The following is a 25,226-nucleotide window of genomic DNA, read 5'->3' on the forward strand; positions in this document are numbered from 1 at the left end:
GTCGGTTAAAAGGGATGGGTTAATGAAGGATGGTGACGCTTATGCATGGGATCTTCCCTGCTTTTTTCCTCTTTTAATTCATTTGTTCCAGTGCAGTGCTGCACCACTCTTTCCATGCGCATAAAGCGCGAGCCCTTAACTAATACCGTACTATCACTATCCAGAATCTTATCCAGCACAGCGAATAAATCTTCAATATGTTCAAAGTGATGAGCGCCTGTGCCAAACTTATGTACCGCATGAACTGTCAATTTGCCCAGTGCTAATAGCTGGGTTACCCCCAAACGTTGAGCTTCTGTGCCAATTTCGCTATGCAGGCGTACGGCGTTTTCTCCCAACTCTCCCATGTCGCCCAGCACAAGAATTTTTTTGCCGGAGCGCTGCGCCAATACCTCAAGTGCGGCGTGCAATGAAGTCGGATTGGCGTTGTAGCTGTCATCTATCAACATCGCACCATGCAGTGCAGTTTTTCGCTGCAAGCGAGCGGCTACGCCAGAAAAAGCTTCCAGTCCTGTCGCAATCGCTAACAAGGGCACGTGCAAGGCCAGCGCTGCCGCAGTAGCGGCTAGCGCGTTGCGTACATTGTGCGCACCCGGTACTTGCAACTGAGCATTGAAGTTACCCTGCGGCGTGCTCACTTCTATATACATGCCCTTATCCTTTACTTGCCATTGCGCATGTACCGCAGCATTTTTTTCCAGACTGAATTCAATAATCTTATGGTCGTCTGCCAACTCGCGCCAAAGTGGTGCATAAACGTCATCGGCATTAATAATCGCAGTGCCTTGAGGCGACAATCCTGTGAAAATTTCTCCTTTAGCGCGTGCCACCGCGGCCACCGAACCCAGTCCAGCCAAATGTGCACTGCCCGCATTGTTGACGATAGCGACATCCGGCCGAGCCATCCGGGTCAGGTATTCAATTTCTCCCTGATGGTTCATACCCATCTCGATCACCGCATAACGATGCGCGGCTCGTAACTTAAGCAAGGTAAGTGGTACGCCAATGTCATTGTTGAGATTTCCAAGTGTTGCTAACACTGCGTCATCATCATCTGTCGCCGTACGCAATATGCTTGCCAACATTTCCTTTACCGTAGTCTTGCCGTTGCTGCCGGTTATTGCTATCACGGGGATGTTGAGCTGCGTACGCCAATAAGCTGCCAGATGGCCTAATGCCAGGCGCGTGTCTTCTACCAGCAGCAGTGGGCACGGTGACGCAGCTTCTCGATAACTTGTAGTATTTATCAATGCAGCGACTGCGCCGCTTTCAGTAGCGCCGGCAACAAATGCGCTACCGTCGAAATTTTCCCCCTGCAATGCTACAAAAAGATCGCCTGCTTTAATCGCTCGACTATCGCTGGAGACGGAGGTAAATGATGTATCGTGGCCGACAAGCTTGCAGCCCAGCACGTGCGCGACCTGCGATAGCAGCATCATGCCCGCTGCTCCACATTGCGCCACGCCAATAATGCCCGCTGTACAATCTCGGCGTCGCTAAACGGATATTTCACATCCCTGATTTCCTGATATGATTCGTGTCCTTTTCCGGCAATCAGCACGACATCTGTCGCGTGCGCGTTGAGTACTGCTTGTGCGATGGCCGAGGCACGATCTTCGATGATTTGGTATGTGCTGTTTGCTTTCTCACTTTCAGATGTCATGCCGGACACAATGGCTGCGATAATGTCGAGTGGCGCTTCACTGCGCGGGTTGTCGCTGGTAATGATAGAGATGTCTGCCAATTTGGCGGCGATAGCCCCCATCATCGGCCGTTTACCGCGGTCGCGGTCGCCACCACAACCGAATACACAAATCAGTTTGCCGCCGTAAGTCCCTGCAATTTTCCGGCCAACCACTTCACGTACAGCCTGCAACACTTTTTCCAGTGCATCTGGGGTATGTGCATAGTCCACTACTACAGTTGGGCGAAAGTCATCACCAAAAGTCTGCATGCGTCCAGGCACCGCAGTGATATGCGACAATTCGTGCAGCGCTTTGCTTAACGTCACTCCGCTCACCAGCAACACCGCCATAACGCCCAACAAATTCGAAACATTAAATCGTCCGATCAGTGCGCTATGCAGCTCGCCCCCGCCCCAGCTGGAATGTATTGGCAGGCTAAATCCATGCGCATCCATGCGTAATGCGCCGCCGTAAACCATGCGTAAACCGAGACGCTCGGCCAAGGCCAAAGCGGAATCATTCAGACCGTAGCCCACCACCTCGACTTCCTCGTCCTGCAGTTGCTCGGCAATCTCGACACCAAATGCATCATCCAGGTTGAGTACAACGTACTTAAGCTGTTGCTTATTGAATAAACGGCGCTTGGCCGCCGCATAGCCATGCATGTCGCCGTGGTAATCGAGATGATCTTGGCTGAGGTTTGTAAGTAGTGCCACATCGAATTGCACCCCATTCACACGTTCCTGTTCCAAAGCATGAGAAGACACTTCCATTGCCGCAGCTTGTGCGCCTTGTTCGAGATAATCAGCTAATAATTTATGCAGGTGGATGGCATCGGGAGTAGTGTTCAGAGTGGGCTGCAAAGCAGGGTGGAAACCGTTGCCCAAGGTCCCGATCATCGCGGTTTTTTTGCCTAGCGCGCAAAATGATTGTGCAATCCAGTGGCAACAGGAGGTCTTACCATTGGTACCGGTGATACCGACCATCCACAATTTTTGCGAAGGGCTGCCATAGACATGATCAGCTATCTCTCCGGCATGATGACGCAGATCGATTACTGCCAAATTGGGCAGCTGCCACGCTTCGCTCCAGCTAAAACCGTGGGCCTCCCAGATTACTGCATTGGCGCCATTTGCTATAGCTTGCTTGATGAACTGACGCCCATCCGTTTTGCTGCCTGGATAGGCGACGAATGTATCGCCTGGCGCAACCGCGCGGCTATCTGTTACTAGCCGCGTGACCGTAACACCTAGGGATGCAATCAGGTCTGAATGAAGGTTCACACTTCCTCCTTCACAGCATCGAGAGAGTTCGGCATTAATATATTGCCGAACTGTGTATCGTTAGGCACGTTGAGCAGGCGTAGTGCCGCGCCCATCACGTTACTAAATACAGGTGCTGCGACCAAACCGCCGTAATATTGACCGTTGTTGGGCTCGTTTATCATTACTGCCACGATCAATCGTGGGTTGGACGCGGGTGCCAATCCGACAAATGAAGAAATATAACGATTGATATAGCGCCCCTTCGCTAGCTTATGCGCTGTGCCAGTCTTGCCAGCTACACGGTAGCCATTGATCTGTGCCAAAGGGGCAGTGCCGCCTGGCAGGGTCGCCAGTTCCAGCATGTCACGTATTTCGCGTGCGGTGGCATCCGAATATATTTTCTTGCCGTATACGGGTGCATCCAACTTAAGCAATGACACTGGCTTCAATTCACCATTGTTTGCAAATATGGTATAGGCGCGCGCCAGTTGTAACAGGCTGACGGAAATGCCGTGGCCATAGGAAAGGGTGGCCTGCTCAATAGGTCGCCACATATCGTAATCGCGCAATTTTCCGACCGCCTCACCGGGGAAGCCACTGCCGGTTTCCGTACCAAAGCCACTTTCGTTCAGGCCTTGCCACATTGTTTCCGGTGGCAACGATAACGCAATCTTAGCCGCACCTACGTTACTGGACTTCTGAATTACTTGTGCCACTGTGAGTGTATCTTCGTCATGGGTGTCATTGATTTTGTGTCTGCCGACTTGCATTACCCCATTCTCGGTATTGATAATAGTTTGTGGCGTCACGTTACCTGCCTCCAGTGCCGCTGCCACGGTGAATGGCTTGAGCGTGGAGCCCGGTTCAAATTGGTCAATGACAGCATGGTTTCGCAGCACCTGAAGGTTAGGCTTGGCGCGATTATTAGGGTTGTAGCTTGGCCAATTGGCTAGTGCTAACACTTCGCCGCTTTGAGAATCCAGCACTACAATAGAACCGGCTTTGGCGTGGTGCTGCTTGACCGCCTGCTTTAGTTCCCGGTAAGCCAAATATTGAATTTGGCTATCTATGCTAAGTGTCAGATTGCTGCCAGGCTTGGGTGCGCGAATGCTAGTAACGTCGTCGACAATATGACCTCTGAGATCTTTGATTACGCGTTGACTACCCGCTTTGCCACTCAGTTGTTTTTGTAATGCGAGCTCAAGTCCTTCTTGACCGTTGTCATCCACGTCAGTGAAGCCGATCAAGTGTGCTGTCACGTCTCCGCCTGGGTAATATCGGCGATACTCACGCTGTAGCGATATACCAGGGATGCCCAGTTCAACGATTTTTTCCACCTGCTCGGGTGGTAATTGGCGCTTGAGATAAACGTTGTTACGCGTAGTGTCGAATATGCGACGTTTCACTTCATTTATATTCATGCCCAGAATTTTCGCTAACTGGTTTACTTGTTGTTGTGTCGCTTCCACATCCTGTGGACTAACACTAATAGATTCCACTGGCGTGCTAATCGCGAGCGGTTTCCCATTGCGGTCGGCAATCATGCCGCGGTGCGCGTTAATTGCTATGACGCGGCTGGAACGTGCATCTCCTTCTTGTTGCAGGAAACCATTGTGGATGCTTTGCAAATACATAGCGCGAACGACCAATATAGCCATGCCAAGTACCAACAGCACAAATAGCAGTTGTGATCGCCACTGCGGTAATTGTGTAAGCTTTGCGGCCTGTATTTTGTTGGAATAATTCATGGTTGCGTTAATGATTTGTTCAGATCTTCGGTGTAAATAAATTGGATCTGTTGACTTTCCGGTTGTTGCATTTTCAATTGATTGACAGCGATTTTCTCCACCCGTGCCGACATCGCCCAAGTACTTTGCTCAAGTTGTAGCTGCCCCCATTCCACTTCCATCTGCTGTGCGCGGTCATCCTCTGTTTGTAATGCCGTAAACAATTTGCGCGCCTTGTTTTGTGAGGTCACAACGCTCAGTGCGCTAACGATCACCATAAGCAAGAGCAATAGGTGCAGCTTAGTCACCCGCTTCTCCTGCACGTTCGGCTATGCGCATCACTGCACTGCGCGCCCGTGGGTTAATTGCCACCTCCTGTGAGGTGGCGTGAATCGCTTTGCCAATCAGGCGCAGCCTGCCTTTTGGTATGTCCGCAGCCCGAATCGGCAAATTACGCGGCAGCTTGTCGCCTTGCGCCATGTCGCGCAGGAAGTGCTTTACCATACGATCTTCCAGCGAATGAAAACTGATAACCACGATACGCCCTCCTGGTCTTAGGCAGTCCACGCATTGCGGGAGAATCCGCGCAATTTCTTCGAGTTCTTGGTTGAGGTAAATCCGTATAGCTTGAAAGGTGCGTGTCGCCGGATTTTTCCCTGGCTCACGGGTACGCACGGCCTGAGCAACAATTTCGCTGAGCTGACGTGTCGTGGCAATAGATTTCTCTTGGCGTGCAGCAACAAGCGCTCTTGCAATCTGTGTAGCAAACCGTTCCTCGCCATAGTCACTTATTACTCCTCCAAGCAATTTTTCATCTACGGTAGCAAGCCATTCCGCTGCGGTTCGACCGCTGCTGGTATCCATACGCATATCCAGCGGCGCGTCGAAACGGAAGCTGAAACCACGTTGTTCATCATCCAGTTGCGGCGAAGACACCCCCAAATCGAGCAACACTCCGTCCACTTTTTCAATCGCCAGTTTGCTTAACACCTCAGCCAAGTGCGCGAATCCGCTATGCACCATGACAAAGCGCGGATCATTAATTGCCTGCGCCGCAGCAACCGCCGCAGGATCCTTGTCCAAGGCAACCAAACGACCTATCTCGCCCAATTTTTGCAGTATCAACTGACTGTGCCCACCGCGCCCGAATGTGCCGTCCACATAGACGCCGTCCGGTTTTATCTGCAATCCTTCAATGGCTTCGTGTAATAAAACAGTTTCGTGAAACAAATTTGGTGCGTGAGATAAGCAACCGCTCACAACGTGAACCCCTCCAGCTCTGGGGGAAGTTCGCCATCGGCAAAGGACAACGCCAATTCCTGCTGCGCTGTCCACTTTGCCTCATCCCATAATTCGAGCTTATTGCCTTGGCCAATCAGCATTACGCGCTTATCCAGCATCGCGTAGCTGCGCAAGGCAGGAGAAATGAGTACGCGTCCCGCTGCATCCATTTCGACATCTTCGGCGTAGCCAACCAGGCGGCGCTGTAACGCGCGGATACGTGGGTTAAGGGAGGATAACTTGAGCAGCTTGTCACGTATTGGCTGCCATTCGGGCTGCGGATAGCAGAGCAAGCAACCATCTGCATCAGCGGTTAGCACTAACTGACCTGTGCAATGGACAAGCAATACGTCACGATGCCGAGCTGGTATCGCGAGCCTGCCTTTGCTATCCAAATTGAGTTGTGCTGCTCCCTGAAACATCATTGCAATCCTGTTCTTGTTTACCCACAAAAACCCACTTTTCCCCACTTCGCTTCACTATATTGAAAAAAACAGGCTGGGTCAAGCAATAAAATTAGATTTTTCTTTGCGCGACAAGTAGTTAGAGCTTAAAAATTGATGTTGTATTAATTTCTTTAATAAAGAATGGATTGCACAAAAACGCTAAGGTTGTTTATGGTTTTTTTTTGCAGCTTGCGGGGGATATTGGACTTGCGGAGGATTTGAGTGATGCTGGAGGAAATGTGAAATTAAATAAGGTGGCTGTGGTTGTTTTTATTTTTATTTAAATGAAAAAACAAAAACTTGCTAGAAGCTACGCTTTCGGCAGTGATGTCGTTGATGCCAATCTATGCTACAACCGTCCCCACCAGAAGGATCGTTACGTTAGATATTTATCGAATAAAGTGAAGCCAGCCGATAAGCCGGGTTCTGTCGTGGACAGTCATTCCTCTAGGCGTTTCGTTACCTTACGCTCAAGCAACCTACCCGCAGGCGACGCGAGCCACGTCATTACCTGCCTATTTGGTCTTGCTCCAGATGGAGTTTACCGTGCCGTCCGTGTTACCACGTCCGCGGTGGGCTCTTACCCCGCCGTTTCACCATCGCCGTTTCCTTGCGGAACTTAGGCAGACTATTCTCTGTGGCACTTGTCATCACCTCACGGTGTCCGGCCATTAACCGGCATCTTGCTCTATGGAGCCCGGACTTTCCTCCCCGCCCTTATTTGTGGGCGCGGCGACTGTCTAGCCAGCTTCGCAGTGAGTTTACCACGGTATAGAAATACGACTCGGGAAATAGATGCGGGTGAGACTGATATTTTATTAGACCTGATTTTGCTGTTTGCGCCATTCTGGAGTGTTAGCGAACTGACTCTTGCACTTACCTATTATATTAACCCTCAAGGGCGCACAGTCTATGAGACTTCACAAGCCATGCTTATCTCGGGCAACAACTTTACCCAACTTGAAACTTGTCGCCAAAGTGCGAATTACTTTCTGCTTTCACAAAACGATGCCCGCGCTATTTTTACACGCATCAACGATGTCATTGAACAGCTTTGGGACAAGGTATACGAAATTGTGGAATTGAGCGAAGTGGATAAAAGCTTGTTCTGGCGGCGACAGTTTTTGTATTCCTATTCGATCGAGGAATAGAAAACCCTTAACTATGTTTACTAACTGTTCGATCTTACTCCCGCGGACGCTCATCATCGAGCAGGTCGTTTTCGCCTTGCACCATAATTTCCTCATCCACCTTTTCATTCAGATGCGTATCGGGTGAAACATCTAACGAGGATTCATCAACGGTAGGTTGAATTTTTAAAGGGTGCATTTCTTCTCTTTGTGGCTTGGGCTTGGCGCTATCGGCTTCAGGTGCAGCCTGCGCCCCAATGCGCTTCTGAAGCGCGCTGTCCAGGCCAGGGTCAAAACGCAGACGATAAATGGGTTCTGGCAGGGTAAAGCCTTGATCTTCCAAAACGCGCATTACGGCTCTGATACAGAGACTGCGCGCCTTACCATAGTCGCTTGTGCGTTGGTCCACCCACGCTCTGAAACTGATCACGATATTGGAGTCACCAACGGTCTCTATGATCGCACTCGGAGGGGGGTCTGTCAGCACAAAGTCCAGTGATTTGATAGTTTTAAGACCGGTTTGCATTGCAGCAACGGGATCATCCGTAGCGTCTACACCTAACTCAAACTGAAATCTGCGCTCTGGATTGGTACTGAAGTTGAGTATGATGCCCTTGAAAACAGTGGAGTTGGGAATGCGCAAGTGGTTGCCATCCAGCGTCATCAGCAAGGTAGATCGCGAAGTCAGCCGCACTACTATGCCCTCATGCTCGTTGATAAAAACATGGTCTTTGACACGAAAGGGCTGACGCAAACTGAGCATAATACTGGCGATATAGTTTTCTATGGTGTCGCGCACTGCAAAGCCGATGGCCAGGCCAATCACCCCTGCACCGCCTAATAAAGTTGCCACAATCTTGCTGGCACCAAGCAGATTCAATGCGAAAATTAAACCTAACACAAATCCCAGAATGCGCAGGGCTTGGCCCAGCAATTCTGCGAGAAAAGCATTGGGCGTAATTTTGTTAAGAAAGGTTTTACGCCGGCTCAAGAATGCACCGGCCATGGTTGAAAGAATTACAGCTATCAGGGCCAACACCAGCAAAGGGAAAGCCTTGAGCAAAGTCTTAGAGTGCTGCTTAAAACGGTCAATCACAGGTTCGACGTTCTCGCGTAAATTGAGTGTTCGGTCGATTTTATCTTCAACCGCCACCACACCTTCTAGGCGACTGGATAACCGTTGAGCTTTTGCAGCATCGGCTTGATTAGCGGTTTCGCCAGCAAGTGTCACCACACCCTCTTTGACTTGTATCTGAACAGCAGCCAGGGAATCCATCTCACCAAAGATACCCTCAATTCTTTTCTTTATGCGTTCGTCTTTACCGCTGTCGTGTTCAACGGCCACCGTGGCAGCTTCCGATTCGACGGGCTCTGTTGTCGCAGCTTGAGAGAAGCCATAGACAGGAAAGGACAATAACAATACCAGTAGGGTCAACTTGGCTAAATTAAGCATTTAAGAGTCTCCAGTTGTGGATGGTGGCTGCCCATGGGCAGGTTCGCTGCTAGTGCTCCATTCATGCGTTGCCGGGTCACCCGGAGGGGCGTCCAAAAAGCCCAGTGCAAATAGCATCAAAGTACCACAAGAAAACCCAGACTAGCACCTGTATAACCAGATAACATCAGTTTGCCGCCCGCGGTCAACGGGCTGAATACTCGATCCCAATAGGATGCGGTACTAGAAGTGCCGAACATGTGGCCACGTAGCTCAATGAAGAACCCGCAGTGCCAGGTCTAACTTTGCAAAAGTTTATTGGAATGTTAGGCCTGAGAGTTTGCAATTGCCGAGGTAAATCCAAAGGGTAGGAGTTCTGACTGGGGGGTGTCTGTGCGCCTTGGAAGCATGTGCAATCGGTATTGTGGCAACTTCTTGCGATGAGTTTCCAAACAGCAAGAGAGCAGGCCGTAGCGAGAGCCTGCTCTTTACTCTATTTGTGTTCAAAATTAATTATCAGTCATTTATGAGGCCTCACCGCAAGCTTAAATCAAATGTCGCACCTATGCTGCACTAGGAAGCTTGGCGCAAACTGGTGAGTCTGGCCAGGCCAAAGTGTATGAAGGCCAAGGCCGTGAGTACTGGTGCAAAAAGATTTAGAATAGGTACGAACTGCAACAATCCGGTCAACAATCCCAACCCCCACCAGGATGACTGATAGGTGGAGAACATGCTCTTCATCTCCTCGCTAGTGGCGTGTTCTGCCACCGCATCGAATCGAAACAAACGCTGGTTAAGATAGGCCGCTGCGACGAAGGGCACAATCACGCCAATGCCGATTATCCATAACGGCAAACTCAGCACCCAGATCGCGATAAATACACCAATAGCAAGTACTGCGTTTAATAGGTTGGCGATATTGTTGCCACCATTTTCACGTTTCAGTTGTGGATAATCACGATCTGCCACCAAACGAATCAGTGCTGGCATGGCAAAAAATGCCGTGATCAGTAGCGCAGTAGTAAATACCAGAGGAATGAACAGTATCAAATGCGCGGTGACCTGAATAACGTTAGCCACCCAGCGAGGCTCCAGCCCTTCCAGCCATTCTTGGATGCCGATAAAAGTGAGACCACTTGCGATCCATCCTGAAAAAGTACTCCAGAAGACCACGCCCAGAATCATCCACAAGAAAGCCGCTACCAACATCGGCCAGATAACGATCCACAGCACCTTAAACTGGAACAGGTCGCGAAAGGCGCGGACAATTGCATTAAGTATTTGTGTCATGGCGATACCCTTACAAATTATTGTTCAGTTATTAATTTTTGGTATGTGGTGATATGTTGGTACCAGTTGCACTGCCAGATCTACGCTGCTGGCCAAACTGGGCAAGCAATCAATATCCAGCTATTTTTCGTGTGCATAGCATCAGTCATTTCCTACCAAAATGATAATAATTGTTCATCTGGCAATATGCATGAACCACCCAATTATAACGACTACGCACATGGGTAAATACTTACCCCATTCTTCTTTAGCGGCAATTATTCAAACTATATGTCTTCGCGTTTGTCTCCTCTTGAAATGACATGAATAAGACACCATTATTAGTAATGTTTGTTGGTAGCTAATATATGAATTAGCTATGTAGGCTATTTTTATTAGGCGAAATGTAGTGAGTGGTTGGTAAATTTTTGATGAATTCAGTTAAAAATTTAATATAAAATGCTAAAAATCTAACTTTGGCTACTCATGCCACAATATTTTTATTGCTAACACATAGTTATTTTTATATAAAAAATAACATATTGAATAGGGATTATTTTTTGATTGCGAATGATGGAAATATAAAGGGTGGCAATATGCAAACTGACTAGATCTGTTTGCCCTGAAACAACGAACTCATATCGCAGAACTATCTAGGAGAAACCATGAACGAAAAAACCAAGAACGAAAAAGCCTCGGACGAAGATAACATGAATGCAGAAAACTTTTATGTTAACGCTTGGTTTGCCCAAGGCATATCCTATGACAATCAAAACAAATACGAAGAGGCAATTGAGGCATATCGGCAAGTGCTGCGTCTGCGACCAGAATATGCCGATGCTTGGTATAACTTGGGCATCAGTTACGGCAACCTTAAAAAACACGGTTTAGCGATTTTAGCGTATGAGGAAGCGGTGCGTATTGAGCCAGAGAAGGCCGGCGCCTGGTTTAATATGGGCGTGGCTTATTATTACCAAGATAAACGAGAAAAAGTGCGGGAAATTTACCAGACCTTGCGCAAGCTTGATTTGGCTATAGCGGATGAGTATTCCAACGCTGTATTTACGGAGTTCAAGATAAATCCTGGTTCGCACTACAGTCCTCCGCCTGACATTTGAGTTAGTCGCATTAGTTTCTCGGGAGGATATCGTTCGCCGCATCGATGCCGTGCAAAATGGATGTGGTCTAGCTTAATGTTATTGTCATGTCTCAACTTGGCTATCTGTTTCCCGCTACGTTAAAACGCTAGTCTGGTAGATACCGTCTTTAACGTCAAACATTTTTCAGATAATTGTATTGATATGGCTGTTGAGTTTTGAGTACGCCAAAGCACAAATGCACCAGCTTGCGCATTGCGGCACCGAGAGAGGACATCTTGGACTTGCCTCGAGCAACTAGGCGTTCATAAACAGCTTTGACGTGTGGGTTGCAGCGTGTTCCCACGACGGCCGCCATATATAGCACGGCGCGTATTCTGGCGGGACCGGCCTTGGACATACGCGCGCGTCCCAGCACCGAACTACCCGACTGTCGTTCCACCGGAACGAGTCCCAGATAAGCCGCCAACTGTTCAGCCGAACCAAAATTATGGTTGTGCATCACAGAGAGTAAATTGTTCCCCATTTGCGGGCCAACTGCTGGAATACTCTGGAGCAATGCCCTCATCAAGTGATTTATGAATCAACGCTGGCGTGTCTGTGGCGTCGGCTTTCTCCTGGCGATTACGCTCACGATGTAAATCTTGGACAATCGCTTCTCGGCGTACTAACAACGCTTGCAATACCCGTGCTTCCGGTGGAAGCGGCACCCAAGCTTTGGGTTTGAGTAATGCGCCATAACGAGCCAGCACCACGCTGTCCACGCCATCGGTCTTGGTGCGCACGGCCAGCCCACGGCTAAAATCTTTAACCTGTGCCGGATTGATGATGGAAACTATTACACCAGCATCCGCGAGCGCCATGGCAGCTTGTTCGTGATAGACGCCGGTAGCTTCCATGACGATATGCAATGCTTCTGGAGATACGTTTTGTTTGGCAACCCAAGCCAGCAAATCAATGATGCCTGACTGGGTGTTTTTCACTACTTTGATCTTGCGCTTGCCGCTGGCCTCATCCAGCAACAGGCAGCAATCTAATTTGGCTTTTGCTACATCCATACCGAGATAGAACATGATGACCTCCTGTTTCAATGTTGCCAACTTCGCCCATTTGCCTTGTGCATGCAGGGTTCACCCCTTGGATACCGTTCAGTGTCTATGCTGGCGAAAGGTGAAGCAGAGGGCTTGATCTACGTTACAAGGTCGAGCCTTAAGGTTGGGCTCAAGCTTCCTCTGCTTCGTGTGATGGTAGCTAACCATCACGAAAAGAAAGATACAAGGTTGGGTTGAATGAAATGAAGCCAAACATCACAGCAGTATGTGGATAAATACATCGCTACCGACGTGCTGATGCAGCGGGAGGTACATATTTTTTCACTGTGAATTTGGCTGAATGGTGCTCGGATTGATTGGTGCCACCGCAATAGCCTCATTTGCGTTCATAGCGACATGTCGAGTACATTCATTACAACTTCACGCCGGCATGTAATGGCAAAATATATTGGCAAACCGCTTGCCATCGAAGGCTTCCGGGCGGCCGTGAATCAAACGTGCACCCTCGTAGTAAACCACTTCTCCAGGCTGCAGATAAACTTGATGAGTCCGATAGTAATTGTCTTCAATGATCAGTGGCCACGGTTTGTTGGCTTTTTGGTCAATATTAATAATGGCGCTTATGATATGGGTGTCCAGCCGGTCTCGATGCGGCTTCAAAATTGCGCCACGGTGATAGGTGCGAATACCATAAACATAAGTTGGCTTCAGGTTTATTCCACTCCACTCAGTCAATTCACTCTGTAGTGAAGTATGTATCTCGGTGCGCATTTCCTGCGGCAATTCCACCACAGTGCTGGCCATCTGGAGCGGATTGTCAGCATAGATATAACCACCGTCAACATGTTCATCGCGCGAGTGTTGCCGATGTTGCCGGTAAAACTCGGCAACTTTCTTGAATAACTCTGGGTCCAGATGAGACTTTTTAAACCCTGTTCGGGTAAAGTTTGGAATAAATTCGTTAGGCTCTTTTGTGAACATCGGGCCGGAGCCTTTGGCGCGAAACCATTTTGTAATGACACATTTATAACCCTGTAAAAGGGGATGTGCCTGATGCATGGTATTTGGGTTTGGTATGCCTTGCGGGGTGAGATTATTCCAAATCACAGCGCGGCCCCGCTGCGGTTTTATTTTGAGACCCAGTTTCAAAAACTCGGTTTCGCCACCTTCTTCAACATCGTTTAAATAGATAAAAAAGGTATAGGTACGCTGTCCCCGAGCCGCAGCAAACCGTTGAAACTGGTCTGCTTCAAAATAATCAGTGTGTGCTTTAAATTCTTGTCCAACTTCATAATACTGGCCCTGGATAACTTCGGAATAAGAAGAGTCAATGCCTATCATTTTGCAAATTCTAGAATCAATCTCCTGCGTAAATATATTACTCAAATTACCCAGGTCGCAGGTGCGGCTGGTCCGAAAGCCGCTATCAATATTACTCTCGTTGGATGTCGCGATTTCAGAGGGCCTTAAGCTGGATTGAATCAGCAGCGTCAATTGTTCACATTCCTGCTGATTAAGAAAATCATCCAGTAGATAAATTTCGGCCAGATCGGTAGCCACTTTTTGTGCATTCGGCAAATAAATATTTTCGCTGTTTAGCGCAATTTTTTGTGAAAATTCCTCTCCTTCCTGGCTGGTTTGATGCTTTAGATGTGCTAATGGATTCGTTATATGTGCAGGATCAACGGTTGGCTCATAGTTCATCTCTGCAACAATTTGATCGCGACTGAAACCTTCGTCTAACAGTATTTTGAAAATACCATCTTTGTCGCAGCCGCGCTGAATATTAAGCTTGATCCAGTCTACCCAATCGGGCGATATTGTTTTATCCATATTCCAGTTTCAGTTTTTCAACAGGCCGCTAATTGCCAATGTTTGGAAGGATAGAAAATTCAAACACACGAGTCAAACTTACTCCGGCCTACATTCCATCGCTAATCCGATTTATATCATCAAAATCATGACAGATTATGCTATTGCGGAAGGTACATGCAACCGGACAGAAAATAGTCTGATGAACCATCCTCTAACCCTGCTACTTCGTTGTTCGCACCAGTTTTTCTACACCGATTAATTTCGGGTACAATCCTGCGCAATGACTGACCGCCTACCTCACACCATTCGCGCTGGATCTCTTCAAGCCCGTCGTGCCGCACGTATTGAATTGCTTGCTCCAATCGAGTTTCCACTTGACCTGCCGGTAGTATTACGGCATGAGGAATTGGCGCAAGCTATCGTTTCCAATCAGGTGATTATCGTATGTGGTGAGACTGGTTCTGGTAAAACCACGCAGTTACCTAAAATTTGTTTGAATCTGGGCCGGGGTGTGCAAGGCGTCATTGCCCACACCCAGCCCCGCCGTGTCGCGGCGCGATCTGTGGCAGCGCGCATTGCGTTTGAACTGAAAACCGAGTTGGGCGGGTTAGTTGGCTATAAGATCCGCTTTAATGACAAGGTGTCGGCGGATACCTCCATCAAACTGATGACCGATGGTATTTTGCTGGCGGAAATCCAAAGCGATCGGCTGCTAAAAAAATACGACACCATCATTATCGACGAGGCGCATGAGCGCAGCCTGAATATCGATTTCCTGTTGGGGTATTTCAAGCAGTTGTTGCCACGTCGTCGTGATCTCAAGCTCATCATTACGTCTGCTACGCTGGATGCGGAACGTTTCGCTAAACATTTCAGCGGTGCACCGGTCATTCAGGTCAGTGGCCGCAGTTATCCGGTGGAGGTGCGTTACCGTCCGTTGCAAGAGAATGCCGAAGGAGAGATGCAGGATATCCCACATGGGGTGAGTGACGCGCTGGACGAGTTGGCAGTTAAGGGCTTACGCGGCGACATATTGGTTTTCTTGCCGGGCGAACGCGAAATCCGCGACACGGCGGAAGCTTTGCGCAAGCATCATCCCAAGGGCGTAGAAATCTTGCCGTTGTATTCGCGCCTGTCTGCGGCTGAGCAGGATCGCGTATTCAAAACTTCCGTCACACGCCGTGTTGTGCTGGCCACCAATGTTGCGGAGACTTCTTTAACCGTACCGAATATCGGCTATGTAATCGACAGCGGGCTGGCTCGCATAAATCGTTACAGCATACGGCAAAAAGTCGAGCAATTGCGCGTGGAGAAAATCGCACGTGCCGCCGCCAATCAGCGTGCTGGGCGTTGCGGGCGTGTGATGAGCGGGATATGCGTGCGCTTGTATGACGAGCCGGATTTCCTGGCGCGCACAGAATATACAGATGCGGAAATCTTTCGTGTGTCATTGGCAACCGTAATTTTGCGTATGAGTGCGCTGGGTCTGGGCGAAATAGAACAATTTCCGTTCATTGAGCCGCCCGGATCGCGTTCAATTGCCGATGGCTATCAGTTGCTGGCGCAATTGAATGCAATAACCGAAACGCGGCAGCTGACACCGCTGGGACGCGAGCTGGCAAAGCTCCCGCTCGACCCAAAAATTGCACGTCTGCTGCTGGCAGGGAAGCAATATCACTGCCTGCAGGAAATTCTCATTATCGCCAGCGCACTATCATTGCAGGATCCACGTGATCGTCCGACAGAGTGGCGCAAAGCGGCGGATGACGCGCATCAGCGTTTTAATGATGAGCGTTCGGATTTTCTGGCCTATGTGAATTTATGGGCGTGGTTTCAAAAGGCGGTTAAGCATAAAAAATCCAAACGTTTGTGGGCAAATGAATGTCGCGAAAAATTCTTGTCACCACTACGTCTGCGTGATTGGCATGAGTTGTATCAGCAGTTGCACGCGCAAGTTGTCGAGATGGGCATGCGGTTGAATGAAACGCCTGCCAGCTATGAGGAAATCCACAAGGGGCTACTAACGGGTTTGCTGGGTAGTATCGGCTGCAAGAGCGTGGATCGCGAGGCACATTATCAGGGCGCGCGCGAAATAAAATTTTTCATCGTGCCCAATTCGGTGCTGGCTAAAAAGACCCCAAAATGGGTCGTGGCAGCTGAATTAACCGAGACGACGAAATTGTATGCCCGTTGTGTGGCGCGCATCGAACCGGAATGGCTGGAAGAAGTGGGTGCGCATCAGATTAAGCGCCACTATTTTGACCCGCACTGGGAGAAGAAAGCGGCACAGGTCGTGGCATTTGAACGCAGCACCTTGTATGGACTGATTATCAATCCGAAAAAGCGCGTGCATTACGGCCCGATGAACGTGGCAGAATCGCGCGCAATATTTATTCGCACAGCTTTATTGGAGGGCGAATTTCATACGCATGCTCCCTTCTTTTCGCACAACCAGAAATTAATTCAGGACATTGAGGCGCTGGAGCATAAGTCACGCCGACCAGATGTGTTGGTAGATGACGAACTGATCTTTGCCTTTTACGATAGCATTATCCCGCCTCACATTCACAATGGTGCGGCATTTGAGGCATGGCGCAAGGAGGCGGAACGTGTCAGTCCACGCCTGTTGTATCTTCAACGTGATGACCTGATGCGCCACGAGGCAGAAGGGATCACCACCGATCAGTTCCCACCGCAACTGGTGATGAACAATATTAGCTACGCACTGGCTTATCATTTTGTGCCGGGCAAGAGCGACGATGGTGTGAATCTCACGGTGCCGCTGGCACTGATTAATCAGGTGTCCGCTCCACGTTGCGAGTATTTGGTGCCCGGCTTGCTGGCAGAAAAAGTGACGCAATTGATCAAGACTTTGCCGCAGAAGCTGCGCCGCAATATGGTGCCGGTGCCGGAATTTGCCGCCTTGTTTTGTCGTGATGTGCCCCCCTCGGATATACCATTGCTACAGGCATTAGCACGTTATATTCGTGAACAAAAACAACTCGAAGTGCTATTGGACGCATTTCGATTAGAGCAGTTACCGGCTCACTTGCTCATGAATTTTTATGTGGTAGACGAGCATGGCAGACAGTTGGGGGTGTCGCGTAATTTTATTCAGTTGCGTGCCGAGCTTGCGCCCAAGCTTATGCCGACCGCTGCAAAAGGTGCATCAACAGAACAAAAGCAAGTGCATTTTACCGGTTGGAGTATGAATGACGATGGTTTGGGTGAATTCAAGGAAACTTCAGAAATCCACCGCGCCGGACAAGTTGTAACGCTATTCAACGCATTGGTGGATGAAGACAATGCGGTTTCTTTACGAACATTCGATACGCGCGATGAGGCACTGAGTGCCCATCGTGTCGGGTTACGACGCTTGTTTATGCTGGCGCTTAAGGATCAGGTTAAATTTCTGGAAAAAAATCTTGGCTTGCAAGCAATGGCAATGCAGTACTTGACCTTCGGCAACATTCAGGATTTGCGACGTCAGATTTTGGCGGTGACCTTTGATCGCTGCTGCATGAATGAAACTTGGCCAACAAATGAAACCGAATTCACAGCACGTTGCAAGGAAGCCAAGAGCCGTTTGACCTTAGTGGCACAAGAAATTGCGCGGCTGATCGGCATAATCCTGAGTGAATATCAACTCTTACATAAAAAAATTCAAGCGACCAAACTACACGGGCAGGCCATCCAGGATATGCGCCTGCAGTACGAATGGCTGTTGCACAAGGATTTTGTTGCACGCATTCCTTACGAGCGCTTACAGCATCTGCCACGCTATCTTAAAGCGATCAATGTGCGCTTGGAAAAACTGCACGTCGATGCGGCACGTGATGCGCGTCAATACACGCAAATGCAATCTTTGCAGCAGGCGTGGCAACGCAAATTAACTGCGCAACAAGGCAATATCGATACACGGCTGGAAGAGTTTGGTTGGCTTTTGCAGGAATTGCGCGTGTCGTTGTTTGCGCAGGAATTGAAAACGCCCGTGATTGTTTCAGTGAAGCGGCTGGAAAAATTGTGGGAGACGATGTAGCGCTGCCAAATATTTTCTCCTTGGTTCCAGGCCTCCCAATGGGGATCTGGAAAGAAAGGGCTGTCAGGTATAATCCGCACAATTATGGTTACTGATAACACGCTTGACGAAAAATTGCGGGCAGTTGCGCTGCAATACCATCGCTTGCCCATGCCGGGCAAAATTTCCGTTGTGCCGAGCAAGCCCATGTTAACCCAGCGTGACTTGTCACTGGCCTATTCACCCGGCGTTGCAGCGGCGTGCGAAGCCATCGTGGCTGACGTAAATGAAGCACACAACCTTACTGCACGCAGTAATCTGGTAGCGGTGATTACCAACGGCACAGCGGTGCTGGGATTGGGCGCGATCGGCCCACTGGCAGCCAAGCCTGTGATGGAAGGTAAGGGTGTATTGTTCAAGAAATTTGCCGGTATCGACGTATTTGACCTGGAGATTAACGAGCGCGACTCAGACAAGCTGGTGGACATCATCGCCGCGCTGGAACCGACCTTCGGCGGCATTAATCTGGAAGATATCAAGGCACCGGAATGTTTCTATATAGAGCAGCGTTTGCGCGAGCGCATGAAAATCCCAGTGTTCCACGACGACCAGCACGGCACTGCCATCATCGTCGGAGCGGCCTTGCTTAATGGACTTAAAGTAGTCGGCAAGAAAATTGATCAAATCAAGCTGGTGGCATCCGGCGCGGGCGCTGCGGCTCTGGCTTGTCTGGATATGCTGGTGAGCTTGGGTGTGCGTATGGATAACATTATCGTCACCGACTCAAAGGGTGTGGTGTTTCGAGGGCGCATAGAGGATATGGGTGACCACAAGACCCGTTACGCCGTAGATATTTCGGCACGTACCTTGGCTGAAGTGATCGTCGGGGCGGACGTATTCCTGGGTTTATCTGCAGGCGGTGTGCTTAAACCGGAAATGGTGGAGCAGATGGCCCCGAATCCTCTGATTTTCGCACTAGCCAATCCCACGCCGGAAATCTGGCCAGAACAGGCGAAGGTGGTACGCCCGGATGCCATTCTGGCCACTGGGCGTTCGGACTATCCCAACCAGGTTAACAATGCACTTTGCTTCCCTTACATTTTTCGCGGTGCGCTGGATGTCGGCGCCACTATCATTAACGAAGAAATGAAGCGTGCCGCCGTGTTTGCCATCGCAGAGTTGGCACAGGCCGAGCAGTCCGATGCGGTGGCATCAGTGTATGTCGAGGAGAGCCTGAAATTTGGAGCGGAATATCTGATTCCCAAGCCGTTCGACCCACGCCTGATTACAAAGATCGCTGCGGCAGTAGCTCAAGCTGCCATGGATAGCGGAGTAGCGGAAAGACCATTGGCCGATATGGCGTCCTATTGCGAGCATCTGTCGAATTTTGTTTATCATTCTGGTCTGTTGATGAAGCCGGTATTCGACTTGGCAAAAAAAAATCGAAAACGATTGGTATATGCTGAAGGCGAGGATGAAAGCGTACTGCATGCAGTGCAGATGGTGCTGGACGAAGGCTTGGCCAAACCCATCCTTATCGGTCGCCCGTCAGTGGTGGAGCAGCGAATTCAAAAACTTGGTCTTCGGATCTGTGAGGGAGAGCACTTCGAACTGGTAAACCCTGAAAATGACCCGCGTTTCCGCGCCTATTGGACAGAATACCACCGATTAATGCATCGCAAAGGCGTAACCCCTGAGGACGCCAAGCGCGAAATACGTCGCCACAATACGTTGATAGGTACCATGCTGATACACATGGGGGATGCAGATGCCATGCTGTGTGGTACTTTGTCGCAGCCCATCAACCACCTGCGTCACATCAACAATGTGATCGGCCTGCGATCCGGTGTCAGCGTATTTACCGCGATGAATATTTTGCTGTTCCCCAATCACACATTGTTCATCTGCGACACGCAGATCAATCTTGATCCCAGCGCTGAACAAGTTGCGGAAATGACGTTGCTGGCGGCAGATGAAGTGCGCCGTTTTGGCATTGTTCCCAAAGTGGCGCTGCTGTCGCATTCCAATTTCGGCAGTTTCGATGACGTGTCCGCGCACAAGATGAGTCGGGCGCGCGAATTGCTGGAGCAGTTAGCGCCCGAGCTCGAAGTGGAAGGTGAAATGCATGGTGAAGCTGCCATTTCTGAAAGTTTACGGACGAAGATTTTTCCCAACTCACGCTTGAAGGGTGAGGCAAATTTGCTCATCATGCCGAATCTGGAGGCGGCGAACATTTCCTTCGGTCTTTTAAAAATGCTTGCGGGCGAAGGCATCAGCATTGGGCCGATTTTGCTTGGTGCAGCGAAGTCCATTCATATCCTGACCCCAAATGCCACTGTGCGTAGTATCGTAAATATGAGTGCGCTGGCAGTAACGGGGAGTTGAAATTCATTGTAAGGGGGTTATATGCCGGACAAATTAAATACTCAAGAAGCAGCGATGCTGCGCGAAGAACTGGAAATATTGATGAATGAGCGCACCTGCTTACTGAAAGTGGCAGGAGCCGCCGCTGTACTAGTGGCCAATACCGATGGTCGCAACATGCCGCCGGAAGCGGCTGAAGCGGCAGAGATGTTGTCGCAGTGCGTAAATGATCTGTCCGAGGAAACACTGAAAGATGCACTGGAAATTGTGCATGCTGAGGTTGCCCCCGGCGATTTGTAGATCCATGATGGGGGCGACCAAATGAGTGCGCCAAAAAAGCTTGGCTTGATTCTGTCAGGAGGTGGTGCGCGCGTCGCCTATCAGGTGGGCGTGCTGAAGGCCATCGCCGAGTTTATGCCGCGTCACGCGCAGAATCCCTTTCCAGTTATATGCGGAACCTCGTCAGGTTCGCTTAACGCAGTTACGCTTGCAGTGAATGCCCGTTCCTTTCGTAAAGGTGTGCAACATCTGCTTAATATCTGGAAAAATGCTCACGTTGCTCATATTTATCGAACCGATTTCGTTGGCGTATTAAAAAACAGTGCACGCTGGTTCGCAGGGCTGATCTTGGGTAGTATGGGGATCAATAAGTTGAACCATGTATCGCTGCTGGATAATGCGCCGATGGCGACAATGCTGGAAGCAGCACTGCCCTATGAAAAAATCCAGGAAAATATTGATTCAGGACTTCTGCACGCGTTGAGTGTCACTGCCTCGGGCTATGACTCAGGGTGCTCGGTGAGTTTTTACCAGGGAGTGGAGGATATTCCACCTTGGAAGCGGGCGCATCGTATCGGTATTCCAACTAAGATTGAGCTCAAGCATTTATTGGCCTCGTCTGCCATCCCCTTCATCTTTCCAGCTGTACTTGTAAACCGTGAATATTTTGGCGATGGCTCGATGCGCCAGATCGCACCTATTAGTTCTGCGCTACATCTGGGCGCTACTCGCTTGCTGATCATTGGCTTAGGCCGTCATAGTGAAAAGGGACAAATTCGTAGCAAGATGTGTGACTATCCTTCGCTAGCACAGATTGCTGGCTATGTTATGGATAGCATTTTTCTTGATAGTCTCAAAGTGGATTTGGAACGCGTGCAGCGTATCAATCATTCGATCGGAATGTTGACAAAAGATGCTCAGCAAAAACTAAATTTGCGTCATGTCGATGTGCTGGTAATTGAGCCCAGTCAGGCTATTGAAACAATTGCTCAGCGTTATGCCATGCACTTGCCATGGACTATCCGTTTTCTGTTACGCGGGATAGGTGCGATGCGCCGCAGCGGGGCAAATCTGGTGAGCTACCTGTTGTTCGAAAAAAACTTTTGTCGCGCGATGATTGAGCTGGGATATCAGGATGCACTGAAACAAAAGCAAGAAATTCTGGCTTTTATAAATCAGAGTGAGGAAACGGTGGAAAGCCCGTTGCAATGAAAATGACCAGCATGGGCACCTCCCTCCGTGCGCCAAGATGAAACCGCTTACTTTTTCCCTGTTGCGCCTGTTGGTGGATGGAAAATTTCATTCCGGAGAAATGCTGGCGCAGCGTTTGGGTATATCACGCGCCAGTGTGAGCAATGCCTTGCATGGGGTGGATGATTACGGCTTGGTTTTATACAGCGTGCCTGGTCGTGGTTATTGCCTGAGTAATCCGCCGCAATGGCTTGACGTTGCACTCATTGCTCGCCATTTAGGTGAGCAGGCGCGACAATTCCAGATTGAAATATTAGACAGCTTACCCTCTAGCAATACGCTGTTGCTGCAGCGTGCAGCACAGGGCGCATCCAGCGGAAACGTGCTGGCGGTGGAATTTCAAAGCGGCGGACGTGGGCGATTAGGACGGACATGGCATTCAGGCTTGGGCAACGCGCTTACGTTCTCGCTGTTGTGGCGCTTTGAACTTGATTTGTCGGCACTATCGGGCTTGAGCTTGGCAATAGGAGTGGCGCTAATCCGTGCGTTGCGTGCGCTTGGTATAGCAAGCGCACGGTTAAAATGGCCGAATGATGTGCTGGATGATAACGAAGGTAAACTAGCCGGCATTCTGCTGGAGGCACAGGGTGATATGTTGGGGCCGAGTGTTGTAGTGATCGGTATTGGACTCAATCTGTCAACACCTAAACACTTATTGCCGCAGATAGATCAGCCAGTGTCGAGCGTGGAAGATATGGTGGCTGGCGTGTCGGGAGTTAGTGTGCCGGAACGGAACTACTTGTTCGCGGTAATTTTACGTGAGTTGCAGGCAATACTTCATGAATTTGCCAGCTATGGTTTTGTGGCTCTGCGCGCGGAGTGGGAAAGCCATCATGCTTTGCATAACCAGACGGTACAACTAATGCTGCCGGATGGCAGAACTGAAGTTGGAATGGCGCGAGGCGTAACTGAGAATGGCGCGCTTATTCTGGAAACGGTGGGTGGAATGCAAATATTTAATGCGGGAGAGATTGGTTTACGCGCGCCATGAAGATGTTACTGATTGATGCCGGCAATAGTCGTGTCAAGTGGGCCACGGTAGAAGATGGCATGTGGTTGCATCAAAACGTGCTTGAGAATACGAATGCGTCAGCATTGTGCATGGCATTTTCGGAATTGCCGCCACCGGACAGAATCCTCGTATCCAATGTTGCTGGCGAAAATATGGCGCAACTGATTTCCGCAGCCTGTGCCGCATGGCATTGTCCTATCCAATTCATCGTGGCCCAAGTATCGCTAAGTGGAGTCCGTAACTCTTATGAACATCCTGCGCAGCTTGGCAGCGACCGTTGGGCAGCGCTAATTGCGGCCTGGCACCATGAGCGTTCATCTTGTCTCGTGATAAATTGTGGCACAGCAACGACTGTGGATGCACTTTCGGCCGAGGGCGAATTTCTGGGCGGGCTAATCCTGCCTGGTGTGGGCATGATGCGAAGCAGCTTGGCCGCAGGCGCTGCCCAATTAGTACAGACAAAGGGTGTCTGGCAGGAGTTTCCGCGCAATACCGCCGATGCCACGTTCAGTGGCTCAATTCGGGCGACCATTGGCGCTATTCGTTTGCAGTATGAGGCGTTAACAGTGCGAGGGAGTGCACGTTGCCTGTTAAGCGGTGGTGCAGCAGATGATATACAGTTGTATCTCAAGTTACCGTTGGTGCGAGTGGATAATCTAGTATTGCGTGGCTTGCAAAGAATTGGTCAGGAACATGTTTAGCTAGCGCTACAAAATAATTGTTTAAACGAAATTCTGCATTTTTTTGTTAGCCGTAAAAAAAATGCTTCTTCCACGTTAAAACTGACATAAGCTAGATGGCTTTGCTCCCCCTGAAAAAAGCTCATGTATAAAATTAAAAAATAATTTTGAACTGGAATAATTTGTGCTAAATTTTAGCGGGAATTAATAAAGTTTGACGGTAATCAATGGATTGAGACTATACTTCCAGTTAAATTAATACATTAATAGAAGTACGGCATGGGAGCGGCTGGGATATTTGAAGCGTTGTAGATGAATATATCAATTCTTTGCAATTTTGGATTAGGTGCATGAGTTGATTTTCTGGGTTTAAAGCACAACGGAATATACTAGTTTTAGCCTAACGATTATAAAAATAATTAATTTTATTTCAAGGTGTTGGAATATGATTGGGCAATCGAGAATTTTCCTGGAAACGCTTGGGCTTGTTGAAAGAATTTCTAATTGTAATGCGCCGGTATTAATTGAGGGTGAAACGGGAACGGGAAAAGAGCTGGTGGCACGTGCTATTCACTATGGCGGTCCCAGACGTGAATATCCATTTGTCGCAATTAATTGCGGCGCTATCCCAGATGACTTGGTCGAAAATGAACTGTTCGGTCATACACAGGGTGCTTATACGGGTGCCCAATCAGCTAATTCTGGTCTTATCACGCAAGCGCATCGCGGCACGCTTTTCCTGGACGAGGTTGACTCACTATCTCCAAAAGCACAAGTTACACTGCTACGGTTTCTTCAAGATCATTCATATCGACCAATCGGTGCGGGTGAGATGCATTGCGCGGATGTACGGATAGTTGTCGCAAGTAATGCGGACTTGGGCAAGCTGACGGAGCGGGGCGCATTTCGGCTGGACCTTCTGTTCCGTCTCAAGATTTTAAATCTTAAGCTACCGCCACTTCGAGAACGACAGGGCGATGCGGCATTATTGGCGGTTCACTTTTTGCATGCTTGTGTAGAGAAATTTAGTCGTGGAGATAAGACATTGCACCCTGCAACGCTTGCTTGGTTTGATCAATACTGTTGGCCAGGCAATGTTCGTGAGTTGGAAAATATGATTTACCGCGAGTACCTTCTAGAAAATAGTACTGTCATTCGTTTTGAATCCCCGGCGCTTGTAAACGGAGAGCGGCGTACCGGGATTGACCGTCGCCGAAAAAACCTGACTTCCATGGATTTTAATGAAGCTAAAAATCATGAGATTGAAAAATTCGAGAAGAATTATCTTGTTGAAATGTTGATTAAAATGCACGGTAATGTGACCAAAGCTGCAAAATTAGCGGGTAAAGAGCGACGCGCGTTTGGTAAGCTGCTAAAAAAATACGGGATAAATAAGAATCTTTATTGCTTGTAATCGTATTAT

At 49.2% G+C, this 25,226-nt stretch carries 20 protein-coding genes, 1 other RNA gene and 1 pseudogene; 10 read left to right on the forward strand and 12 right to left on the reverse strand.

Going from position 1 to position 25,226, the window contains the following annotated elements:
- Positions 1-5 precede the first annotated feature (5 nt).
- From MJ770_RS14375 to mraZ, 6 genes are read right to left on the reverse strand one after another with little or no spacing between them, the layout of a single operon-like run.
- Entirely contained in the window at positions 6-1,439 is a 1,434-nt protein-coding gene (locus tag MJ770_RS14375) for a UDP-N-acetylmuramoyl-tripeptide--D-alanyl-D-alanine ligase (RefSeq protein WP_239255796.1), read from the reverse strand.
- Positions 1,436-2,968, reverse strand: a complete 1,533-nt coding sequence (locus tag MJ770_RS14380; protein WP_239255798.1) for a UDP-N-acetylmuramoyl-L-alanyl-D-glutamate--2,6-diaminopimelate ligase — start codon at positions 2,966-2,968, stop codon at positions 1,436-1,438. The genes MJ770_RS14375 and MJ770_RS14380 overlap by 4 nt, the downstream gene beginning before the upstream one ends.
- Entirely contained in the window at positions 2,965-4,698 is a 1,734-nt protein-coding gene (locus tag MJ770_RS14385) for a peptidoglycan D,D-transpeptidase FtsI family protein (RefSeq protein WP_239255800.1), read from the reverse strand. The genes MJ770_RS14380 and MJ770_RS14385 overlap by 4 nt, the downstream gene beginning before the upstream one ends.
- Positions 4,695-4,985 (reverse strand): cell division protein FtsL, encoded by a 291-nt coding sequence (gene ftsL / locus MJ770_RS14390; protein ID WP_239255802.1) that lies wholly within the window; start codon positions 4,983-4,985, stop codon positions 4,695-4,697. The genes MJ770_RS14385 and ftsL overlap by 4 nt, the downstream gene beginning before the upstream one ends.
- Complete coding sequence (gene rsmH / locus MJ770_RS14395; RefSeq protein ID WP_239255804.1) at positions 4,978-5,937, reverse strand: 16S rRNA (cytosine(1402)-N(4))-methyltransferase RsmH; 960 nt, start codon at positions 5,935-5,937, stop codon at positions 4,978-4,980. The genes ftsL and rsmH overlap by 8 nt, the downstream gene beginning before the upstream one ends.
- Positions 5,934-6,380 carry a division/cell wall cluster transcriptional repressor MraZ gene (gene mraZ / locus MJ770_RS14400; RefSeq protein ID WP_239255827.1) on the reverse strand — a complete coding sequence of 149 codons (447 nt, stop codon included), beginning with the start codon at positions 6,378-6,380 and terminating at the stop codon, positions 5,934-5,936. Before mraZ ends, rsmH begins: the two co-directional genes overlap by 4 nt.
- Positions 6,381-6,550: 170 nt before the next feature.
- On the opposite strand from mraZ, the gene MJ770_RS14405 reads away from it, so the two are divergent.
- A complete protein-coding gene (locus tag MJ770_RS14405; RefSeq protein ID WP_239255806.1) occupies positions 6,551-6,688 on the forward strand; it encodes a hypothetical protein in 138 nt (45 codons plus the stop codon).
- Positions 6,689-6,803: 115 nt separating this feature from the next.
- On the opposite strand, the gene rnpB is transcribed toward MJ770_RS14405, so the two are convergent.
- Positions 6,804-7,156, reverse strand: an RNA gene (gene rnpB, locus MJ770_RS14410) — RNase P RNA component class A.
- Between the two features lie 3 nt (positions 7,157-7,159).
- On the opposite strand from rnpB, the gene MJ770_RS14415 reads away from it, so the two are divergent.
- Positions 7,160-7,555, forward strand: a complete 396-nt coding sequence (locus MJ770_RS14415) for a hypothetical protein (RefSeq protein ID WP_239255808.1) — start codon at positions 7,160-7,162, stop codon at positions 7,553-7,555.
- 34 nt (positions 7,556-7,589) lie between these two features.
- Here MJ770_RS14415 and MJ770_RS14420 read toward each other — a convergent pair whose 3' ends face one another.
- Complete coding sequence (locus MJ770_RS14420; protein WP_239255810.1) at positions 7,590-8,987, reverse strand: mechanosensitive ion channel family protein; 1,398 nt, start codon at positions 8,985-8,987, stop codon at positions 7,590-7,592.
- 552 nt (positions 8,988-9,539) lie between these two features.
- Positions 9,540-10,256, reverse strand: coding sequence for an EI24 domain-containing protein (locus MJ770_RS14425; protein WP_239255812.1), 717 nt, complete (start codon positions 10,254-10,256; stop codon positions 9,540-9,542).
- A 644-nt stretch (positions 10,257-10,900) separates the two neighbouring features.
- Here MJ770_RS14425 and MJ770_RS14430 point away from each other — a divergent pair.
- Entirely contained in the window at positions 10,901-11,353 is a 453-nt protein-coding gene (locus MJ770_RS14430; protein WP_239255814.1) for a tetratricopeptide repeat protein, read from the forward strand.
- Between the two features lie 154 nt (positions 11,354-11,507).
- On the opposite strand, the pseudogene MJ770_RS15740 reads toward MJ770_RS14430, so the two are convergent.
- The 3 genes and pseudogenes from MJ770_RS15740 to MJ770_RS14440 all read right to left on the reverse strand — a co-directional run.
- Positions 11,508-11,891 (reverse strand): annotated as a pseudogene (locus MJ770_RS15740) (transposase); the annotation flags it as partial.
- Complete coding sequence (locus MJ770_RS14435; RefSeq protein ID WP_445083167.1) at positions 11,821-12,405, reverse strand: IS110 family transposase; 585 nt, start codon at positions 12,403-12,405, stop codon at positions 11,821-11,823. The pseudogene MJ770_RS15740 and the gene MJ770_RS14435, both read right to left, overlap by 71 nt.
- 399 nt (positions 12,406-12,804) lie before the next feature.
- Complete coding sequence (locus tag MJ770_RS14440) at positions 12,805-14,217, reverse strand: prolyl hydroxylase family protein (RefSeq protein WP_239255816.1); 1,413 nt, start codon at positions 14,215-14,217, stop codon at positions 12,805-12,807.
- A gap of 262 nt (positions 14,218-14,479) precedes the next feature.
- On the opposite strand from MJ770_RS14440, the gene hrpA reads away from it, so the two are divergent.
- The 7 genes from hrpA to MJ770_RS14475 all read left to right on the forward strand — a co-directional run bounded on the left by hrpA (position 14,480) and on the right by MJ770_RS14475 (position 25,217).
- Complete coding sequence (gene hrpA / locus MJ770_RS14445; RefSeq protein ID WP_239255818.1) at positions 14,480-18,238, forward strand: ATP-dependent RNA helicase HrpA; 3,759 nt, start codon at positions 14,480-14,482, stop codon at positions 18,236-18,238.
- Positions 18,239-18,322: 84 nt separating this feature from the next.
- Positions 18,323-20,602 carry an NADP-dependent malic enzyme gene (locus MJ770_RS14450; RefSeq protein WP_239255820.1) on the forward strand — a complete coding sequence of 760 codons (2,280 nt, stop codon included), beginning with the start codon at positions 18,323-18,325 and terminating at the stop codon, positions 20,600-20,602.
- A gap of 21 nt (positions 20,603-20,623) precedes the next feature.
- Entirely contained in the window at positions 20,624-20,881 is a 258-nt protein-coding gene (locus tag MJ770_RS14455; protein ID WP_239255822.1) for a hypothetical protein, read from the forward strand.
- A gap of 21 nt (positions 20,882-20,902) precedes the next feature.
- Positions 20,903-22,072 (forward strand): patatin-like phospholipase family protein, encoded by a 1,170-nt coding sequence (locus tag MJ770_RS14460; protein ID WP_239255823.1) that lies wholly within the window; start codon positions 20,903-20,905, stop codon positions 22,070-22,072.
- 37 nt (positions 22,073-22,109) lie between these two features.
- On the forward strand, positions 22,110-23,102 hold the full coding sequence (locus tag MJ770_RS14465) for a biotin--[acetyl-CoA-carboxylase] ligase (protein WP_239255824.1): 993 nt from the start codon (positions 22,110-22,112) through the stop codon (positions 23,100-23,102).
- Positions 23,099-23,824, forward strand: a complete 726-nt coding sequence (locus MJ770_RS14470; RefSeq protein ID WP_239255825.1) for a type III pantothenate kinase — start codon at positions 23,099-23,101, stop codon at positions 23,822-23,824. Before MJ770_RS14465 ends, MJ770_RS14470 begins: the two co-directional genes overlap by 4 nt.
- A 424-nt stretch (positions 23,825-24,248) precedes the next feature.
- Entirely contained in the window at positions 24,249-25,217 is a 969-nt protein-coding gene (locus MJ770_RS14475; protein ID WP_239255826.1) for a sigma 54-interacting transcriptional regulator, read from the forward strand.
- The last annotated feature ends 9 nt before the right edge of the window (positions 25,218-25,226 follow it).

Source organism: Candidatus Nitrotoga sp. M5 (genome assembly GCF_927904885.1).
GTDB lineage: Bacteria > Pseudomonadota > Gammaproteobacteria > Burkholderiales > Gallionellaceae > Nitrotoga.

Coding starts and splice junctions, on each gene's coding strand:
- MJ770_RS14375 (WP_239255796.1), bottom strand. CDS start 1,439: ATGATGCTGCTATCGCAGGTCGCGCACGTGCTGGGCTGCAAGCTTGTC.
- MJ770_RS14385 (WP_239255800.1), bottom strand. CDS start 4,698: ATGAATTATTCCAACAAAATACAGGCCGCAAAGCTTACACAATTACCG.
- mraZ (WP_239255827.1), bottom strand. CDS start 6,380: ATGTTTCAGGGAGCAGCACAACTCAATTTGGATAGCAAAGGCAGGCTC.
- MJ770_RS14420 (WP_239255810.1), bottom strand. CDS start 8,987: ATGCTTAATTTAGCCAAGTTGACCCTACTGGTATTGTTATTGTCCTTT.
- MJ770_RS14425 (WP_239255812.1), bottom strand. CDS start 10,256: ATGACACAAATACTTAATGCAATTGTCCGCGCCTTTCGCGACCTGTTC.
- MJ770_RS14430 (WP_239255814.1), top strand. CDS start 10,901: ATGAACGAAAAAACCAAGAACGAAAAAGCCTCGGACGAAGATAACATG.
- MJ770_RS14435 (WP_445083167.1), bottom strand. CDS start 12,405: ATGTTCTATCTCGGTATGGATGTAGCAAAAGCCAAATTAGATTGCTGC.
- MJ770_RS14440 (WP_239255816.1), bottom strand. CDS start 14,217: ATGGATAAAACAATATCGCCCGATTGGGTAGACTGGATCAAGCTTAAT.
- hrpA (WP_239255818.1), top strand. CDS start 14,480: ATGACTGACCGCCTACCTCACACCATTCGCGCTGGATCTCTTCAAGCC.
- MJ770_RS14450 (WP_239255820.1), top strand. CDS start 18,323: ATGGTTACTGATAACACGCTTGACGAAAAATTGCGGGCAGTTGCGCTG.
- MJ770_RS14455 (WP_239255822.1), top strand. CDS start 20,624: ATGCCGGACAAATTAAATACTCAAGAAGCAGCGATGCTGCGCGAAGAA.
- MJ770_RS14460 (WP_239255823.1), top strand. CDS start 20,903: ATGAGTGCGCCAAAAAAGCTTGGCTTGATTCTGTCAGGAGGTGGTGCG.
- MJ770_RS14465 (WP_239255824.1), top strand. CDS start 22,110: ATGAAACCGCTTACTTTTTCCCTGTTGCGCCTGTTGGTGGATGGAAAA.
- MJ770_RS14470 (WP_239255825.1), top strand. CDS start 23,099: ATGAAGATGTTACTGATTGATGCCGGCAATAGTCGTGTCAAGTGGGCC.
- MJ770_RS14475 (WP_239255826.1), top strand. CDS start 24,249: ATGATTGGGCAATCGAGAATTTTCCTGGAAACGCTTGGGCTTGTTGAA.